General features: G+C 71.1%; 17 protein-coding genes and 3 pseudogenes. 5 read left to right on the top strand and 15 right to left on the bottom strand.

Annotated features, from left to right (window positions below):
* Positions 1 to 3: 3 nt before the first annotated feature.
* From H8R17_RS18610 to leuA, 6 genes and pseudogenes are all read right to left on the bottom strand, one after another.
* Positions 4 to 675 (bottom strand): DUF899 domain-containing protein, encoded by a 672-nt coding sequence (locus H8R17_RS18610; RefSeq protein WP_187824329.1) that lies wholly within the window; start codon positions 673 to 675, stop codon positions 4 to 6.
* Between the two features lie 311 nt (positions 676 to 986).
* A pseudogene (locus tag H8R17_RS18600) lies at positions 987 to 1,645 on the bottom strand (response regulator).
* A pseudogene (locus H8R17_RS18595) lies at positions 1,642 to 1,949 on the bottom strand (sensor histidine kinase); the annotation flags it as partial. The pseudogenes H8R17_RS18595 and H8R17_RS18600, both read right to left, overlap by 4 nt.
* A 243-nt stretch (positions 1,950 to 2,192) precedes the next feature.
* A pseudogene (locus H8R17_RS18590) lies at positions 2,193 to 2,639 on the bottom strand (MMPL family transporter); the annotation flags it as partial.
* 217 nt (positions 2,640 to 2,856) lie between these two features.
* Positions 2,857 to 3,552: a TerB family tellurite resistance protein gene (locus H8R17_RS18585; protein WP_187824328.1), complete on the bottom strand. Its 696-nt coding sequence runs from the start codon at positions 3,550 to 3,552 to the stop codon at positions 2,857 to 2,859.
* A gap of 173 nt (positions 3,553 to 3,725) precedes the next feature.
* Positions 3,726 to 5,447: a 2-isopropylmalate synthase gene (leuA, locus tag H8R17_RS18580; RefSeq protein WP_187824327.1), complete on the bottom strand. Its 1,722-nt coding sequence runs from the start codon at positions 5,445 to 5,447 to the stop codon at positions 3,726 to 3,728.
* 327 nt (positions 5,448 to 5,774) lie between these two features.
* Between leuA and H8R17_RS18575 the strand changes: the two genes are divergently transcribed.
* Genes H8R17_RS18575 through H8R17_RS18565 form a run of 3 tightly spaced genes read left to right on the top strand, consistent with a single transcriptional unit; the run spans position 5,775 to position 8,525 of the window.
* Entirely contained in the window at positions 5,775 to 6,848 is a 1,074-nt protein-coding gene (locus tag H8R17_RS18575; RefSeq protein WP_187824326.1) for a M4 family metallopeptidase, read from the top strand.
* A 21-nt stretch (positions 6,849 to 6,869) separates the two neighbouring features.
* Complete coding sequence (locus H8R17_RS18570) at positions 6,870 to 7,136, top strand: protealysin inhibitor emfourin (protein WP_187824325.1); 267 nt, start codon at positions 6,870 to 6,872, stop codon at positions 7,134 to 7,136.
* Positions 7,137 to 7,193: 57 nt separating this feature from the next.
* Complete coding sequence (locus H8R17_RS18565) at positions 7,194 to 8,525, top strand: GH1 family beta-glucosidase (protein ID WP_187824324.1); 1,332 nt, start codon at positions 7,194 to 7,196, stop codon at positions 8,523 to 8,525.
* A gap of 52 nt (positions 8,526 to 8,577) precedes the next feature.
* Here H8R17_RS18565 and H8R17_RS18560 read toward each other — a convergent pair whose 3' ends face one another.
* Entirely contained in the window at positions 8,578 to 9,432 is an 855-nt protein-coding gene (locus H8R17_RS18560) for an NAD(P)-dependent oxidoreductase (RefSeq protein ID WP_187824323.1), read from the bottom strand.
* A 123-nt stretch (positions 9,433 to 9,555) separates the two neighbouring features.
* Between H8R17_RS18560 and H8R17_RS18555 the strand changes: the two genes are divergently transcribed.
* On the top strand, positions 9,556 to 10,404 hold the full coding sequence (locus H8R17_RS18555; RefSeq protein ID WP_187824322.1) for a helix-turn-helix domain-containing protein: 849 nt from the start codon (positions 9,556 to 9,558) through the stop codon (positions 10,402 to 10,404).
* Positions 10,405 to 10,536: 132 nt separating this feature from the next.
* Here the strand turns inward: H8R17_RS18555 and era are convergent, their stop codons facing one another.
* Complete coding sequence (gene era / locus H8R17_RS18550) at positions 10,537 to 11,523, bottom strand: GTPase Era (RefSeq protein WP_187824321.1); 987 nt, start codon at positions 11,521 to 11,523, stop codon at positions 10,537 to 10,539.
* A 280-nt stretch (positions 11,524 to 11,803) separates the two neighbouring features.
* Between era and H8R17_RS18545 the strand changes: the two genes are divergently transcribed.
* Positions 11,804 to 12,142, top strand: a complete 339-nt coding sequence (locus tag H8R17_RS18545; protein ID WP_187824320.1) for a P-II family nitrogen regulator — start codon at positions 11,804 to 11,806, stop codon at positions 12,140 to 12,142.
* Positions 12,143 to 12,173: 31 nt separating this feature from the next.
* Here the strand turns inward: H8R17_RS18545 and H8R17_RS18540 are convergent, their stop codons facing one another.
* The 7 genes from H8R17_RS18540 to H8R17_RS18510 form a co-directional block, all read right to left on the bottom strand.
* Positions 12,174 to 12,650: a hypothetical protein gene (locus H8R17_RS18540; RefSeq protein ID WP_187824319.1), complete on the bottom strand. Its 477-nt coding sequence runs from the start codon at positions 12,648 to 12,650 to the stop codon at positions 12,174 to 12,176.
* A gap of 160 nt (positions 12,651 to 12,810) precedes the next feature.
* Positions 12,811 to 13,164: a cytidine deaminase gene (locus H8R17_RS18535; RefSeq protein WP_187824318.1), complete on the bottom strand. Its 354-nt coding sequence runs from the start codon at positions 13,162 to 13,164 to the stop codon at positions 12,811 to 12,813.
* A gap of 20 nt (positions 13,165 to 13,184) precedes the next feature.
* Complete coding sequence (locus H8R17_RS18530; protein ID WP_187824317.1) at positions 13,185 to 13,544, bottom strand: MmcQ/YjbR family DNA-binding protein; 360 nt, start codon at positions 13,542 to 13,544, stop codon at positions 13,185 to 13,187.
* The gene (locus tag H8R17_RS18525; protein WP_187824316.1) at positions 13,541 to 14,845 is read right to left on the bottom strand and encodes a hemolysin family protein; all 1,305 of its coding nucleotides are present in this window, start codon (positions 14,843 to 14,845) and stop codon (positions 13,541 to 13,543) included. Before H8R17_RS18525 ends, H8R17_RS18530 begins: the two co-directional genes overlap by 4 nt.
* Positions 14,842 to 15,339, bottom strand: coding sequence for an rRNA maturation RNase YbeY (gene ybeY, locus H8R17_RS18520; RefSeq protein WP_187824315.1), 498 nt, complete (start codon positions 15,337 to 15,339; stop codon positions 14,842 to 14,844). The genes H8R17_RS18525 and ybeY overlap by 4 nt, the downstream gene beginning before the upstream one ends.
* 12 nt (positions 15,340 to 15,351) lie before the next feature.
* A complete protein-coding gene (locus H8R17_RS18515) occupies positions 15,352 to 16,425 on the bottom strand; it encodes a PhoH family protein (RefSeq protein ID WP_187824314.1) in 1,074 nt (357 codons plus the stop codon).
* Positions 16,426 to 16,615: 190 nt separating this feature from the next.
* On the bottom strand, positions 16,616 to 17,800 hold the full coding sequence (locus H8R17_RS18510) for a carbohydrate kinase family protein (RefSeq protein ID WP_223125198.1): 1,185 nt from the start codon (positions 17,798 to 17,800) through the stop codon (positions 16,616 to 16,618).
* Positions 17,801 to 17,826 lie beyond the last annotated feature (26 nt).

Genomic DNA, 17,826 nt, shown 5'->3' with positions numbered 1-17,826 from the left:
CGCTCAGGCCGGTTTGTCGTAGGAGTCGTGCCAGTTCCACCACTCGTACGGCGGGGTCTGGGGGTAGCCCTCCGGTGAGTCCTCCCATTGCTCCTGCCGCCCGAGCGCAGTGATGTCGAGGTAACTCCAGGTGCTGCCCATCGCCTCGTCGCCGCGGGCGTTGACGAAGTAGGTGCGGAACACGCGGCCGTCCTCGCGGATGAACGCGTTCGTGCCGTGCCATTCGTCCACGCCGAAGTCGGCGTCGAACTCGTCGGTCATGGTGTACCAGGGCATCGTCCAGCCCATCCGCGTCTTCAGGCGCGCGATGTCCGGCTGCGGTGCGCGCGAGGCGAAGGCGAGTGTGGTGTCGCGGGCGTTCAGATGGGCCAGGTGGGCGACCTGGTCGGCCACCATGGAACAGCCGACGCACCCGTGGTCGGGCCAGCCGGACACACCGGGCTCGAAGAAGGCGCGGTAGACGATCAGCTGCCGGCGGCCCTCGAACAGGTCGAGCAGGCTCGCTCTGCCCTCGGGGCCGTCGAACGCGTAGTCCTTCTCCACCGCCATCCACGGCATCCGACGGCGCTGCGCGGCCAGCGCGTCCCGGGCGCGGGTCAGCTCCTTCTCCTTCACGAGCAGCTGCTCGCGCGCCGCCTCCCACTCCTGCGGCGTGACGATCGGGGGCGTCTTCATGACGATGTCCACCTTCCGGATCCGGGCCGAGATCGTGCACAGATATCCATCTTGACCGTGAACGCCCCATCTGCGCAGCCCGAAGACCGCAGCTTCTTCGGAGGCGCGTCAGGCGCCGTCCGGCTGGATCAGCTTCCGGCCGGCGGTGCTTGCGCCGTCCACGGCGACCGACGCGCCCGTCATGTACGGGAAGTCGTCGGACGCGAGCCCGAGCACCGCGCGTGCGATCTCCTCGACGCTGGCCTGCCCCCGCGCCTGCTTGTACGTCGCCCAGTCCGCGTCCGGGATGACGGAGCGTCGGATGCTGTCCTTCAGATACTCCCCGGGGTCACCATCCCCGACTCGTACGCCACGATGACCAGCTGCGCCCGGTCCCGCGCCCCCAGCTTCCCCATGATCCGGCTGACGTGGGTCTTCGCCGTCAGCGGGCTCAGGCCCAACGTGTCGGCGATCTCCGTGTTGTTGAGGCCGCGTGCGACGAGGGTGAGCACCTCGCGCTCGCGTTCCGACAGGCAGTCCGGTCCCCCGGCCACCGGTGCCGACGGGCTGGGCAGGAACCGCTCGATCAGCCGGGCCGTGGGGCCGGGCGACAGCAGTGACTCGCCGGCGGCGACCGTGCGGATGGCGTCCAGCAGTTCCGCCGGCCTGGTGTCCTTGACGAGGAATCCGGATGCCCCGGCGCGCAGGGCGTCGACGATGTTCTCGTCCGTGTCGTAGGTGGTCAGGACGAGGACGCGGACGTCCGCCAGGTCCTCGTCGGCCGCGATGCGCCGGGTCGCCTCGATGCCGTCCAGGTCGGGCATGCGGATGCCATCACGACGAGGTCGGCGCGCTCGGTGCGGGCCAGCTCCACGGCCTGCCGGCCGGTGCCCGCCTGGCCGACGACCTCCATGTCCGGGGCCGACTCCACCAGCATGGCGAACGCGGCCCGGACCAGTGTCTGGTCGTCGGCGAGCAGCACGCGGATCATCGGCCTCCCTCCCGATCCGCTCCGGCCGGCAGCACCGCAGTCACCTCGAAGCCCCCTCCGGCCGTGGTCCGGCGTCGAGTGTGCCACCCACGCTGCGCGCCCGCTCCCGCATCCCGACGAGCCCGAAGCCGGAGGCCCCGGTGCCGGGTGCGGGTCCCGTGCCGTCGTCGGTCACCGACACGTGCAGGGCGCCGTCCTGCTCGTGCAGGCTGACGCGTACGGCCGGTTCGGGACCGGCGTACCGTACCGCGTTGGTCAGCGCCTCCTGCACGATGCGGTACGCGGCGGCGCCCACGGCGGGCGGCGCGTGCCGCACCTCTCTGGACGGTGAGCAGCGCCAGGCATACGGCGATCACGGCGAGCGCGAGCGCCAGCAGGGCGTCGTTGCGGGTGCCGTGCGGGGCGGTGCGCGGGTCGCGGTTGATCGCCGCCATGATCCGCTCGCCGAGGCGGGGCCCGTAGCGCGGGCGGGGCTGTCGTGGGTGCCTGCACGGGCTCATCCTCCGCTGGAAGGCGCCCCTCCGGGAGAGGAGGGGCGCCGGTCGGGTCAGGGGGCGGAGGCGGCCACAGGTTCCGGTTCCCTCGGCGGAACGGGCGGCTTCGGCCCGCCGTCGGGTTCGCGGGACAACCGTCCCGGCCACCACACCTTGCGCCGCAGCGCGACACTGGCGCTGGTGACCAGGTAGGTGCGCACGAGGAAGGTGTCGAGCAGCACGCCGACCGCGATGGCGAAGCCGAGTTCGACGAGCTGGACCATCGGCATGCTGGTGAGCACCGCGAAAGTGGCCGCCAGCACCAGCCCGGCGGAGGCGATCACGCCGCCCGTCGTGCGCAGCGCGGTGAGCGCCGCCGCGGCCGGTTCGGCGCCGCAGCGGGACTCCTCCCGCATGCGGTGCATGAGGAAGATGCCGTAGTCGACGCCGAGGGCGACCAGGAACACGAAGGACAGCAGGCCGAGGCCGGGGGCCGTGCCGCCGAAACCGAAGAGCGGCCCACAGCCCGAGCACCAGCCAGGGCACGGCTCGTCGTCGCCGTGCGCTTGTCCTTGCGGCCTCCATGACGGGCCCCCTTCCGTCGGGATGTCTGGGTCGGTCTCCAGACTCCCGGCGCGAAGGGTCCGCCTCGTCGGGCGCGAGGGCGAGTTGCGGCGTACTGCCGGGGCGGCAGTGGGGGCCGGATTACTCCCTGGGGAGTAACGCGCGGGAGGTGTCCTACGACGGCGTCCGTGCCTCCGCCAGCAGCCGCGTCACGTCGTCCGCGCAGATGGTGAGGGCCGCGCCGACCGTGGCGAGGGTGTCGCGCTCGGCGGGCGTGTAGGGGCCGTCGGCCAGGGCGATGCGGGCGCCCTGGAGGAGGATCGACTCGCGGCCGGCGAGGGCGAGGTGCGGGGCGAGCGGGTCCAGCGCCTCGTGCAGCTCTATGGCCAGCCCGGCGCCGCAGGGCTCCCCGGTGACCCGCCCGGTGTCCGCGGCCAGTGCCTCGACGAGGGCGGCCAGCTGCTCCTGCGTGCAGTCGTCGAAGCCGGCCGCGCGCACCGCGCCGACAGCCGCGTCCAGCGCCGTACGCGAACACGAGCCGCCCGCGGCGAGCACCGCCAGGGCGACGGTGTGCACGGCGTCGCGCAGCATCGCCGAGAAGCGGACGGTGGTCGGATGGTCGAGGACGTCCATGCCGAAGTGGCGGCGACAGGCCGCGCACTCCACGACCGGGCCGGTCTCACCACGCGGCAGCACCGGCACACCCAGACAGGTGAACCGGCGCCGGCCGGTCAGCCGCTGGTAGTTGCGGTCGCCCCCGCAGCCGGGACAGAAGAACTCCCCGTCCCCGACGGTCGTCCACGCGGTACGGGTGCCCAGGATGCGGGCAGGCCTGGCGGCACGGCCGTCTCGTCCCCGTCCTGGCAGCACGTCGCACCTCCGTAACCCCACGGCACCATCGCCGCGCTTGCGTGATGTTAGCCACATCCGCAAGGCAGAGTCATCACCCCGGACGAGACCTCTCCGTGACCTCCACAGGGAATGGCCGATATGCGACGGGCCCCGCTCACCGGGAAACGGCGAGCGGGGCAACCTGAGGGGCGTCAGCGAGCCGCCCGATTGACCGCCGACACGACCGCCTTCAGCGAGGCCCGAGTCGTGTTCGCATCGATCCCGATACCCCACAGCACCTTGCCGTCGATCGCGCATTCGATATAGGACGCGGCCTGCGCGGACGCACCCTCGCTCATCGTGTGCTCCTGGTAGTCCAGCAGCCGTACGTCGATGCCGACGGACTGCAGCGCGTCGAAGAAGGCCGAGATCGGACCGTTGCCGGAGCCGGACAGCACGGTGTCCTGGCCGTCGACCGTGGCCTCCACCGTGAGCGTGTCCACGCCGTCGGTGTCGGTGGTCGACTGGTTGTTCTTCACCTGGATGCGACCCCAGGGGTTCTCCGGGTTGGGCAGGTACTCGTCCTCGAAGGTCGCCCAGATGTCCTTCGGCGTGACCTCGCCGCCCTCGGCGTCCGTCTTCGCCTGGATGATCTTGGAGAACTCGATCTGCATCCGGCGCGGCAGCTCCAGCTTGTGGTCGTTCTTCAGGACGTACGCGATACCGCCCTTGCCGGACTGGGAGTTGACCCGGATGACCGCCTCGTACGAACGCCCCACGTCCTTGGGGTCGATCGGCAGGTACGGCACGGCCCACTCGATGTCGTCGACGGTGACGCCCTTGGCCGCCGCGTCGGCCTCCATCGCGTCGAAGCCCTTCTTGATGGCGTCCTGGTGGGAGCCGGAGAAGGACGTGTAGACCAGGTCGCCCACGTACGGGTGGCGCGGGTGGACCTCCATCTGGTTGCAGTACTCCCACGCACGACGGATCTCGTCGATGTCGGAGAAGTCGATCTGCGGGTCGACGCCCTGGGAGAACAGGTTCATGCCCAGGGTGACCAGGTCGACGTTGCCGGTGCGCTCGCCCTGCCCGAACAGGCACCCCTCGACGCGGTCGGCGCCCGCCATCAGCGCCAGCTCGGCCGCCGCGACGGCCGTACCGCGGTCGTTGTGCGGGTGGATCGACAGGCAGACGTACTCGCGGCGGGAGAGGTTGCGGCCCATCCACTCGAAGCGGTCGGCGTGGGTCGACGGCGTCGAACGCTCCACCGTGGCGGGCAGGTTGAGGATGATCTCGCGGTCCGGACCGGGCTGCCAGACGTCCATGACCGCCTCGCAGACCTCCAGCGCGAAGTCCAGCTCGGTGTCGGTGAAGATCTCCGGGCTGTACTGGTAGCCGAACTGCGTGTCCGGGCCCAGCAGCTTCTCCGCGTACTCCATGACCAGGCGGGTGCCGTCGACGGCGATCTGCTTGATGTCGTCCTTGGAGCCCCGGAAGACGACCCGGCGGAAGACGGGGGCCGTGGCGTTGTACAGGTGCACGGTGGCGCGCTTGGCGCCCTTCAGGGACTCCACGGTCCGCTCGATCAGGTCCTCACGGGCCTGGGTCAGCACGGAGAGGGTGACGTCGTCGGGGATGGCGCCCGGCTCCTCGATGATGGAGCGCACGAAGTCGAAGTCGGTCTGGCCGGAGGCGGGGAAGCCGACCTCGATCTCCTTGTAACCCATCTTGACCAGCAGGTCGAACATCGCGCGCTTGCGGGCGGGCGACATCGGGTCGATCAGGGCCTGGTTGCCGTCGCGCAGGTCGGTGGACAGCCACCGGGGCGCCTTGGTGAGCCGCTGGTTAGGCCAGACGCGGTCGGGGATGTCGACCTGCTCGTAGCGGCCGTACTTGTGGATCGGCATGGAACTGGGCTGCTGGCGGTTCGCCATGGTGCGGGGGCTCCTAGGGGGAATCAGCGTGTCCGGAAGGACGGCCGACGGCGCAGCACCAAACTCCGCGGGGAGGGGGTCGGCCTCGACTACAGGCCCTCGCCGCGGCAGCTAAGGAGGAGCAGCCCGAAATGCATGATGCTCCGCAGCATAACCGAGCCGTAATCCGTGCGGGGGCGTGTATCAGTATGCGGGACCCGGCGGACAAAGCGGGCGAAAAGTGCCGCATACCACTTCCGGGCGAGAGGGCGGGCACCTTGTCCCCACATTTCACCAATCATGGTTGCGGGTAGTGACAGCCTCGTGACGCAGTGCAATGGTTCCGGTATGACGACGACGAACGGGGGCTTCGAGCCCGTCTTCTGCACCATCGTGCCGCCTCACGTCCTCGACAAGCTGGCCCAGTCCGAGGACCCCGCGCTCTCCCGCCCCGCGCGCCAGACCCTCCAGCGCGACGCCTTCGAGCGCACCCAACGCCACCTGACCACGGTCGTCGGCGCCCCGGCCGTCGCCGCGCCCGCCGGGGCCGAGGCGGAGAAGCCGCACCGCACGATCTACGACGCCCGGCACGGCACCGACCTGCCCGGCAGGAAGGTCCGCGGCGAGGGCGACGAGCCCGGCAAGGACGCCACGGTCAACCGCGCCTACGCGGGCCTCGGCGCCACCTTCGAGCTGTTCCTGAAGGCGTACGGGCGCGACTCGATCGACGGCAGCGGACTGCCGCTGAAAGCGACGGTCCACTACGACAGGGAGTACAACAACGCCTTCTGGAACGGCGAGCAGATGGTCTTCGGCGACGGGGACGGCGAGATCTTCCTCGACTTCACCATCCCGATCGACGTCATCGGCCACGAACTCGCCCACGGTGTCACGCAGTACACCGCGAACCTGACATACTTCGGCCAGCCGGGCGCCCTCAACGAGTCCATGTCGGACGTGTTCGGCGGGCTCATCAAGCAGTACACGCTCGGCCAGACCGCCGCCGAGGCGGACTGGCTGATCGGCGCCGGGCTGCTCGCGCCGCGCGTGACGGGCAAGGCGCTGCGCTCGATGAAGGAGCCGGGCACGGCGTACGACGACGACGTCCTCGGCAAGGACCCGCAGCCCGCGACGATGGACGACTATGTCCGCACCGGCCGCGACAACGGCGGCGTCCACATCAACTCCGGCATCCCCAACCACGCCTTCTACCTCGCCGCGACCGCCCTGGGCGGCCACGCCTGGGAGCGGGCGGGACAGGTCTGGTACGACGTGCTGACCGGCGGCGAGCTGAAGGAGACGGCACTCTTCAGCGACTTCGCCACGCTCAGTGTCAAGGCCGCACGCGAGCGGTACGGGGACGGCGAGGAGCTGGACGCGGTGTCGAAGGCCTGGGAGCAGGTCGGGGTGCGAACCCTGTAGTTCCGTACTAGACAGAGTTCCATGCGTATTCAGGTGAGGCGCACGGGCGGTTTCGCGGGCATCGAGCGGCACGCCGAGGTGGACACCTCGGGCCGCGCCGACGCCCAGGAGTGGCACGCCCTGGCCGAGCAGGCGTTCGCCGCCGGCCGGGGCACGCCCCCGATCGGGGTTCCGGACGGCTTCAGCTACCAGATCACCGTGGAGGGCAGGACGGTGTACTGCTCGGACCCCCGGCTGACGGACGAACAGCGCAAGCTGATCTCGTGGGTGCTGAAGGAGGGAGCGTAACGGGCGGTTCACGCCCGCCCGTTGACTTCTGTTACCGCCGGTACGGATGATCCGTTCATGACGACTGAGGCAGGCAACCCGATCCCCCGGTTCCCGGCCGGCTTCCTGTGGGGGGTGTCGACCTCGGCGCACCAGATCGAGGGAGCGGCCGACGCACGCGAGCCGTCCGTGTGGGACGCGTTCACGGCGGAGCCGGGGCGGGTGAAGGACGGCTCGACGGCGGCGGTGGCCTGCGACCACTACCACCGCTACCGCGAGGACGTGGCGCTGCTGCGCGAGCTGGGCGTGGACGCGTACCGCTTCTCCATCTCCTGGCCGAGGGTGCGGTCCGGGGACCTCGACTTCTACGACCGCCTCGTGGACGAGCTGTGCGCGGCGGGCGTGCGCCCGGTGCCGACGCTGTTCCACTGGGACCTGCCGGCCGCGCTGGACTGGCTGGACCGGGACACGGCCGAGCGGTTCGCCGAGTACGTGTCGGTCGTCGCCGGCCGTCTGGGTGACCGCGTGCCCCAGTGGATCACCCTCAACGAGCCCGCCGAACACACCCTCCTGGGCCACGCCCTGGGCGTCCACGCCCCCGGCAGGCGGCTGCTCTTCGACGCACTGCCGGTCGCCCACCACCAGCTCCTGGCCCACGGCCTGGCCGTACGGGCGCTGCGCGCGTCCGGCGCCACCGGCATCGGCCTCACGAACTCGCACGGCCCGACGTGGCCGGCGTCGCGGGAGCAGGCGGACCTGGAGGCGGCGGACTTCTACGACGTCCTGCTCAACCGCCTGTTCGCCGACCCCCTGCTGCTGGGCCGGTACCCGGAGGGCATCGGCGAGCTGATGCCCGGGGATGCCGAGGCGGACCTGAAGATCATCGCGGAGCCGCTGGACTGGTACGGCATCAACTACTACGCCCCGACCAGGGTGGGCGCCCCGCAAGGCACGGAGATCGAGTTCGGCGGGGTGTCGATGCCCGCCGAACTCCCCTTCTCCGTGCGGGAGATCGAGGACCGCCCGGTGACCGACTTCGGCTGGCCGGTGGTCCCCGAGGCCCTGACGGACCTGCTCACCACCTTCCACGAGCGCTACGCCGACCGCCTCCCACCCGTCGTCATCACCGAGAACGGGTGCAGTTACGACGGCCTCGACGACCAGGACCGCATCGCCTACCTCGACGGCCACATCCGCGCCCTGCACCGGGCGCTGGAGGCGGACGTGGACGTGCGCGGGTACTTCGTGTGGTCGCTGCTGGACAACTTCGAGTGGGCGGAGGGGTACGCGCGCCGGTTCGGGCTGGTCCACGTGAACTTCGAGGACCCCGCGACGCTGAAGCGCACCCCCAAGGCGTCGTACCGCTGGCTGCGGGACGTGCTGCGGGCCCAGAAGGGGGCGGGGGCCTAGAGATGTGGCCTGGAGGAGGCCTGAGGGGGCTGGAAGAGACCTATAAGGCCCCCTACAGCGCTCCGGCGTCCCGGGCGGCCCACACCGTCGGATACAGCGGCCGGTAGCCCAGCTCGCGGCGGATGCGGTCGGTGGAGCAGATGGCGAGCCAGGGGTCGGGGTCGGCGTTGGTGTGCAGCTCGGAGGGGATCGCGGCGCCGTTGAGCTGGTGCAGGTCCACGGCGGTGACCGGGGCGTCGTCGAGGATGTTGTAGCTCCGGCCGTCGATGCCCGGGGCGTACAGCAGCCGCATCAGCCCCTGGGCGACGTCGGCCACGTGGACCATGTGCAGGCGCTGGGTCGCCGCCCACTGGCCGGCCCAGCGCAGGGACTCCGCCAGGTGCGGGTCGCCCTCGCCGTAGACGAAGCCGAGACGGCCGATCCGCACGCCGAGACCGTCGAGCGCGAGCAGCCCCTGCTCGGCGGCCGCCTTGGACTCCGGGTAGGCGCCCCACATGGTGCCGCCGGGCACGGTCGGGTCGTCCTCGGTGAGCGGCCGGCCGCGCCCCTTGCCGTACACCAGCCCGGTACTGACCTGCACGAACCGCCGCACCCCGGAGGCCACGGCCGCCCGCCCCAGCTCCAGGGCGGCGTCCCGGTTGACCGCCCACGCCTCCTCGTCCGGTACGTAGCGGAAGGCGGCGGCGATATTGACCACGGCGTCCGCTCCCGCGAGCGCCTTGCCGAGGACGTCGGTGTCGCGCAGGTCGCCGACGACGACCTCGGCGCCGCGCTCGGCGAAGGCGGCGCCGCGTGCCTCGTCGCGCACCAGGACCCGTACATGCTCGTCGGGCCGGGCCTGGGCGAGCAGCCGGGGAGCGAAACCTTGCCCCACGCGTCCGGTGGCACCGGTGACCAGGGTCAGCATGACTGTGCTCCTCTCGTTCGGTGCTCCGACCCTCCGGCGCCGGCGGCGACGGCGGGAGAGACCTCCCGATCGGGGGATCGGCAGTCCCTGGATAAGCCGGGCGGGCTGCCGCAGTCTTGAGGGGTGAACCGAGCCGAACTCGCCGACTTCCTGCGCCGCAGCCGCGCCCGTCTGGAGCCGTCCGCCGTGGGCCTGGCGGCCGGTGCCCGCCGCCGCACGCCGGGCCTGCGCCGGGAGGAGGTGGCACAGCTGGCCGGCATGTCGGTCGACTACTACACGCGCCTGGAGCAGTCCCGCGGCCCGCGCCCGTCCCGGCAGATGCTGACGGCCCTGGCCCGCGGCCTGCACCTCACCGACGACGAACGCGACCACCTGTTCCACCTGACCGGCGAGGAACCCCCGCGTCGGGAGGCGGCGTCGACGCACGTCCGCCCCGGTCTGCTGCTGATCCTGGACCGCCTGGACGACACACCGGGCCAGGTGATGACCGACTGCGGGGAGGTCCTGGCGCAGAACGCGATGTCCAGGGCCCTGGTCGGCGACGCGCTGTCCCGCCCGCCGCGCGAGCGCAACCTGATCCGCCGGTTCTTCCTGGACCCGGCCGCCCGCGCCCTGCTCCCGCCCGAGGACCTGCCGGAACACGCCCGCTCCCACGTGGCGAGCCTGCGCGCGGTGGCCGCGGCCCGCCCCGACGACCCGGAACCGGCCGCGCTGGTCGCCGAACTCCGCGCGTCCAGCGAGGAGTTCGCCCGCCTGTGGGAGGAACACGCCGTGTCCCTGCGCCACCGGGCCACGAAACGCTTCCAGCACCCCGTGGTCGGCCTCCTGGAACTGGACTGCGAGGTGCTCCTCAGCCACGAGCACCACCAACTCCTGATCATCCACACGGCCCGCCACGCCACGGAGTCCCACGACCGCCTGCAGCTCCTACGGGTGATAGGCACCCAGGACATGACACCTACGGCACCCTGACCACCCGGGCTGGGTCACTTCTTGGCCGACTGATTCGGCTGTGTGGGTGAACAAACTCCTGGGTGCAGGGGGCGAAGCCCCCGGGGCGGTCACTCCTTGGCCGACCGAGTCGGGTGGGCGGGTGGGCAAAAATCAGAACCCCAGCCGACGGAGCTGCTTCGGATCCCGCTGCCAGTCCTTGGCCACCTTCACGTGCAGATCCAAGAACACCGGCGTCCCCAGCAACGCCTCGATCTGCTTCCGCGACTTGATGCCGACCTCCTTCAACCGCCGCCCCTTCGGCCCGATGACGATCCCCTTCTGGCTGGTCCGCTCGATGAACAGATTCGCGTGGATGTCCAGCAGCGGCCTGTCGGCGGGCCGATCCTCGCGGGGCAGCATCTCCTCCACGACCACGGCGATCGAGTGCGGCAGCTCGTCCCGCACACCCTCCAGCGCCGCCTCGCGGATCAGCTCGGCGACCATCACTTGCTCGGGCTCGTCGGTCAGGTCACCCTCGGGATAGAGGGCAGGCCCCTCGGGGAGCAGCGGAATGAGGAGGTCGGCCAGCAGATCGACCTGCTTGTCGGCCACCGCCGAGACCGGCACGATCTCCGCCCAGGTGATCCCCAGCTCCTCGCCCAGCTGATCGACCGCGATCAGCTGCTCGGCCAGGGTCTTCGCGTCCACCAGGTCGGTCTTCGTGACGATCGCGACCTTCGGGGTCTTCCGGATCCCGGCCAGCTCCTTGGCGATGAACCGGTCGCCGGGACCCAGCTTCTCGTTCGCCGGCAGGCAGAAGCCGATCGCGTCGACCTCGGCCCACGTCGTCCGCACCACGTCGTTCAGCCGCTCCCCCAGCAGCGTGCGCGGCTTGTGCAGCCCCGGTGTGTCCACCAGGATCAGCTGCGCGTCCTCCCTGTGCACGATCCCGCGCACGGTGTGCCGCGTCGTCTGCGGCCGGTTCGAGGTGATCGCCACCTTCTGCCCGACCAGAGCGTTCGTGAGGGTGGACTTGCCCGCGTTGGGCCGCCCGACAAAGCAGGCGAAACCGGCCCGGTGCTCCCCCACTGCCTTAAAGGTGTGGGAGGTGCCCCCGCCCTCGGCCGGTTCCTCGGATGACTGGGTACGAACGCTCATGCCGCCCATTCTCCCTGATCGCCAGAGCCCGGCCGTACCAAGTCCGCTCCCCGCCCCGCACCGTGAGGTTCCGGAAACCCGCCCGCAACGAAACGTCACGGAAACGCATCCGGGCGGACTCCCCGTCGAGATCACCTCCGGCGCCTCTCCGGCCTCGCGTTGCGCCTGGTCCTCGGCCCGCGGCTCGGTTTCAAGAAGGACGCCGTGCGTCCGCACAACCTGCCCATGGTGATGCCAGTTCCTCCCCCGTCCCCACCGTCCAGAAGGTCAAGACGCAGGCATGAAGCTCATCACCGCGATCGTCAAGCCGTACCGCCTCGACGAGGTGAAGACCGCCCTGCAGGAACTCGGCGTGCACGGCCTGACCGTGACCGAGGCCAGCGGGTACGGCCGTCAGCGCGGCCACACCGAGGTGTACCGCGGCGCCGAGTACCAGGTCGACCTCGTGCCCAAGGTCCGCATCGAGGTCGTCGCCGAGGACGCGGACGCCGACGCCGTGATCGACGCGGTCGTGAAGGCCGCGCAGACCGGCAAGATCGGCGACGGCAAGGTCTGGGCGCTGCCCGTCGACACGGTCGTACGGGTGCGCACGGGTGAGCGCGGGCCGGACGCCCTGTAAGCACCGGGCACCCGGCCCGCCCGGACGGACGTCAGTCGAACACGAACGGGCCCGGCGACTGCGGCCCGGTCGCCGTGCACGTGATGGTGATGCCGAGGACGGACATCTCCAGCGAGCCGCCGAACGCCTCCAGGCTGTCGCCGGAGGCCACGGTGCCGGGGAGGGGGCCGACCTGGACGGGGTCACCGGCGGACATCGCCGGGTTCACCTTGCCGGTGAACTCGACACTGCCGCCGCCCGCCTTCGCGAGCTTGAGCGTCGAGGATATCGAGTCGGCACCGAGTGCGACCGGCGCGGTGACCGCGGAGGACTTGAGGGTGATGGTGGCGGAGGTGCCGCTCTGCGTGGCCGTCAGCGATGCCTCGCCGCCGCCGAAGCTGCCGCAGTCGGCGTCGATGGTCGCCGTACCGGGTGCGACGGCAGCGGCGCTGGGCGCGAAGGCCAGCCCGGTGGCCGCGAGGCCTGCGGCCACCAGGGCCGCTCCGGTTCCGATTCTCTTGTGTCTCATGGGGATCCGCTCCCTTTCCATGTGGGGGGAACTGCTCGGCAGGTGAGTGCGGACAAGCCGGACCTGACGGTCCGTCGGAACTGCCGGTTCCATTGAGACGCGGGCGACGGAATGCGACAAGGTTGAAAACCGGCCTATGTTACCGCCGGTACGGCCGATATCAGCCTGCGGTCACCGTCACTCGAACCGTCCCGTCCGGCCCCGCCACGAGCACCGGCGTCCCGGGCCCGCCCAGGTCCCGTACGGCTGCCCGGTCCTCCGTGGACGCGGCCTCCTCCTCCGTCACCACAGCCGCCGCCTCCAGCGACTTCGCCCCGGACGCCACCGCCATCGCGACCGCCGTCTGCAGAGCGCTGAGCTTCAGGGAGTCCAGGGCAACGGTCCCGGCGACGTACGTCCGGCCGGTCTCGTCACGTACGGCCGCACCCTCGGGCACGCCGTTGCGGGCCCGCGCGGAACGGGCCAGGGTGACGATCTTGCGGTCCTCGGGGTCGAGCGCGTTGGTGTCGGTCATGGCCTGAGCATACGTAAGCGTCAGGGCCGGTCGAGGCGCAGCCGCTCCGCTCGCGGCAGACCGGCGACGACCAGGTCGTACGAGTCCTCGACGAGTTCCCGGACCAGGCGGTCGGGGAGGCCGCCGTCCACGGTCACCGTGTTCCAGTGCCGTTTGTTCATGTGCCAGCCGGGGACGATCAGCCCCTCGTGCTCCCGGCGGAGCCGCAGCGCGTCGTCCGGGTCGCACTTGAGGTTGACCGTCAGAGGGCGCGCGTCGAGGTGCGTCAGGGCGAACATCTTGCCCAGGACCTTGAAGACCGAGGTCTCCGGGTTGAAGGGGAAGTCCTCCACGGCCGCGTTGAAGGACAGGCAGAACGTGCGCAACTCCTGCGGCGTCACTCCGGCTTCTCCTCCTCCTTGGGCTCCGCCGGGCCCACCGGCTCCACCAGCACCGTCACGATCTTGTTCCGGCGTCCGGCGGCGGCCTCCGCGGTCAGCCGCAGCTCGCGCCCGTCGGGCAGCTCCACCACGGACGACGCCCCGGCGATCGGCACCCGGCCCAGCGCCTTGGCGAGCAGTCCACCGACGGTCTCCACGTCCTCGTCGTCGTACGCCTCCAGCCCGTACAGCTCGCCGAGGTCGCCGATGTCGAGGCGGGCGGTGACCCGGTGGCGGTCGCCGTCGAGGGCCTCCACCGGCGGGAGTTCCCGGTCGTACTCGTCGGTGATCTCGCCGACGATCTCCTCCAGGATGTCCTCGATGGTGACGATGCCGGCCGTGCCGCCGTACTCGTCGATGACGACCGCGACGTGGTTGCGCTCCTGCTGCATCTCGCGCAGCAGGTCGCCGGCGTTCTTGGTGTCGGGGACGAACGCGGCGGGCCGCATGGCCGTGGAGACCAGTTCACTCTCCGCGTCCCGGCTGATGTGCGTCTTGCGGGCCAGGTCCTTCAGGTACACGATCCCGACGATGTCGTCCTCGCTCTCGCCGGTGACCGGGATGCGCGAGAAGCCCGAGCGCAGGGCGAGGGTGAGCGCCTGACGGATCGTCTTGTAGCGCTCGATCACGATCAGGTCGGTGCGCGGGACCATGACCTCCCGCACGAGCGTGTCGCCCAGTTCGAAGACCGAGTGCACCATGCGGCGCTCCTCGTCCTCGATCAGGGACTCCTTCTCGGCGAGGTCGACCAGCGCACGCAGCTCCGCCTCGGAGGCGAACGGGCCGCGCCGGAAGCCCTTGCCGGGGGTGAGGGCGTTGCCGATGAGGATCAGCAGCGACGGGATCGGGCCCATGATCCTCGCCAGCGGCAGCAGCACGTACGCCGCCGCCGTGGCCGTGTTGAGCGGGTGCTGGCGGCCGATGGTGCGCGGGGAGACCCCGACGGCGACGTACGACACCAGGACCATGACCGCGATGGCGATCAGCAGGGCCGCGCTGGTGCGGGGGAACTCACGCAGGCAGGCGTAGGTGACCAGCGCGGCGGCGGCCATCTCGCAGGCGACGCGGACCAGCAGCGCCACGTTGAGATAGCGGGTCGGGTCGGCGGCGACCTGGGCGAGTTTCGCGCTGCCGCGCCGCCCGGAGCGTACGGCCTCCTCGGCGCGGAAGCTGGAGACGCGCGCGAGGCCCGCCTCCGCGCAGGCGGCGAGCCAGGCGACGACCACCAGGGTGATCGCGCCGGAGACGAGCGGGAGGCTCATGACACGGTCGGCGCAGGGGACGGGCCGGTCAGGCCCTTCTCCGCGCGCCAGCCGTCCACGATGGCGGCCTGCAGGCCGAACATCTCGGCCTTCTCGTCCGGTACCTCGTGGTCGTAGCCCAGCAGGTGCAGCACGCCATGGACGGTGAGCAGCTGGAGCTCCTCGTCCATGGAGTGCTGTGTCGGCGCCTCGGCGCCCTGCCTGGCGGCGACCTCGGGGCACAGCACGATGTCGCCCAGGAGGCCCTGCGGCGGCTCGTCCTCGTCCTTCGACGGCGGACGGAGCTCGTCCATCGGGAAGGACATGACGTCCGTGGGCCCCGCCAGGTCCATCCACTGGATGTGGAGCTGCTCCATGGCGCCGACGTCCACGACGATCACCGAGAGCTCGGAGAGCGGGTGGATGCGCATCCGCGCGAGCGCGTAGCGGGCGATGTCGAGGATCGCCTGCTCGTCGACCTCGGTTCCGGACTCGTTGTTGACGTCGATCGACATGGTCGTGCTGGTCTACTTCCCCTTGTGCCCGTGTCCGGCCTTGCCGCGGCCGCCCTTGGGGGTGCCGTTCTGCGTGCCGTTGCGGCTGTCGTACTTCTCGTACGCGTCGACGATACGGCCCACCAGCTTGTGCCGGACGACGTCGTGCGAGGACAGCCGGGAGAAGTGGACGTCCTCCACGCCCTCCAGGATGTCCTGCACCTGGCGCAGGCCGGACTTGGTGCCGTCCGGGAGGTCGACCTGCGTCACGTCACCCGTGATCACGATCTTCGAGTCGAAGCCGAGCCGGGTGAGGAACATCTTCATCTGCTCGGGGCTGGTGTTCTGTGCCTCGTCCAGGATGATGAAGGCGTCATTGAGCGTCCGGCCACGCATGTAGGCGAGCGGCGCGACCTCTATCGTCCCGGCCGCCATGAGCCGCGGGATCGAGTCCGGGTCGAGCATGTCGTGCAGCGCGTCGTAGAGGGGCCGCAGATACGGGTCGATCTTCTCGTACAGCGTGCCCGGCAGGAATCCCAGCCGCTCGCCCGCCTCGACCGCGGGCCGGGTCAGGATGATGCGATTGACCTGCTTGGACTGCAGGGCCTGCACTGCCTTCGCCATGGCGAGGTACGTCTTGCCGGTGCCGGCGGGGCCGATGCCGAAGACGATCGTGTGCTTGTCGATCGCGTCGACGTACCGCTTCTGGTTGAGGGTCTTGGGGCGGATCGTGCGGCCTCGCGAGGACAGGATGTTCTGCGTGAGCACCTGGGCCGGGGTCTCCTCCGGGCCCTCCCCGTCCTCGCTCGCCCTCAGCATGGCGATCGAGCGTTCCACTGCGTCCTCCGTCATCGGCTGCCCGGTGCGGAGCACCAGCATCATCTCGTCGAACAGGCGCTGGACCAAGGCAACTTCCGCCGGGTCGCCGACCGCGCTGATCTCGTTGCCCCGGACGTGGATGTCGGCCGCCGGGAAGGCCTTCTCGATCACGCGCAGGAGGGAGTCGCCGGAACCCAGCACGGTCACCATGGGGTGCTGGGCGGGGACGGTGAACTGTGCTCGAGCCTGCCCCTGCGCGGGGGTGTGAGCTGTGGGTGTCTGTGTCATGGGCCGGCGCTTAAGGCCTGCATGTCCTCCTCTGCGGCTGCGCGCCGCGTGACAGGCATCTGCTGATGGGTCCAGCGTACGACGCCCCACCGACAACGCCGAGGCCTTTTCACCGCCGCGTACACGGCCCGTCGCCCGCGGTGACCGGCGCGTCACCCGTCGTCGGCGAGGCGGTGTGCGGCCGGGCGGGTCATCCCGGGGCGCGGAAGCCGATGGTGGGGACCGCCCGGCGCAGGGGCCAGCTCCTGCCCAGCTCGTCGGGGACCAGGTCGGTGAGGAAGGCGTAGCGGGTCAGGGCGGTCGGGTCCTGGGAGCGCACCGACTGGATCGTGCGCCACCACGTGGCGATCTCGGACCAGCTCGGGGCCGACAGGGAGCCGCCGAACTCCTGGACGGACAGGGCGGCGGTCAGGCCCGCGAAGGCGAGGCGGTCGGCGAGGGGCCAGCCGGCCAGGGTGCCGGTGACGAAGCCGGCCACGAAGACGTCCCCGGCGCCGGTGGGGTCGAGGGCCTCCACGGCGATGGCGGGGACCTCGGCGGTCTCGCCCGTGCGCCGGTCGACCGCGCAGGCGCCCTCCGCGCCGAGGGTGACCACCGCGAGCGGCACGTGCGCGGTGAGGGCGTGCGCGGCGGCCCGGGGGCAGGAGGCGCCGGTGTAGCGCATCGCCTCCTCGGCGTTCGGCAGGAACGCCTCGCAGTGGGCGAGGTCGGCGAGGCCCGCCAGGTCCCAGGCGCCGCTCTCGTCCCAGCCGACGTCGGCGAAGACACGGGTGCCCCTCGCCGCGGCCTGGGCGATCCAGGGCGCCTGTTTGCCCGGCACCAGCGAGGCCACGGCGGCACGCGCGCGGGGCGGGCACTCGGGGGCTGGCTCGTCCGGGGGCGGTTCGTGGCCGTGGGAGACCATCGTGCGCTCCCCCTCGTACGCCATCGAGACCGTGACCGGCGAGTGCCAGCCGGGGACCGTGCGGGACGGGGTGAGGTCGATGCCCTCGCCCTGTTCCAGGGCGTCCCAGCAGTAGTCGCCGTAGTGGTCGTCGCCGAAGGCCGCCGCGAGCGACGTACGCAGGCCGAGGCGGGCCAGGGCCGTGGCCATGTTGGCGACGCCGCCGGGGCTCGACCCCATCCCGCGCGCCCAGGACTCGGTCCCGCGCACGGGGGCGGAGTCGAGCCCGGTGAAGATGATGTCGAGGAAGACGGTGCCCGTGAGATACACGTCCACCGGCGGGTCGGAGGGGGTCCGCAGGGCGGCCAGCGGGTCGACCTGGGGCCGGTCCGGCGCGGGCCGGCCCACGGCGAAGGGGCCGCCGGCGAAGGAGGCCGGTGCCTTTGCGGCGGGTGACGGTCCCGCTCGGGTGACGACGGGAGGCGGTCCCATTATGGGGGACGACCGTCCCATTCCCG

Origin of the sequence: Streptomyces sp. TRM68367 (assembly GCF_014495685.1) — a bacterium.
Lineage (GTDB): Bacteria > Actinomycetota > Actinomycetes > Streptomycetales > Streptomycetaceae > Streptomyces.
This window is presented reverse-complemented; position numbering and strand designations above follow the sequence as displayed.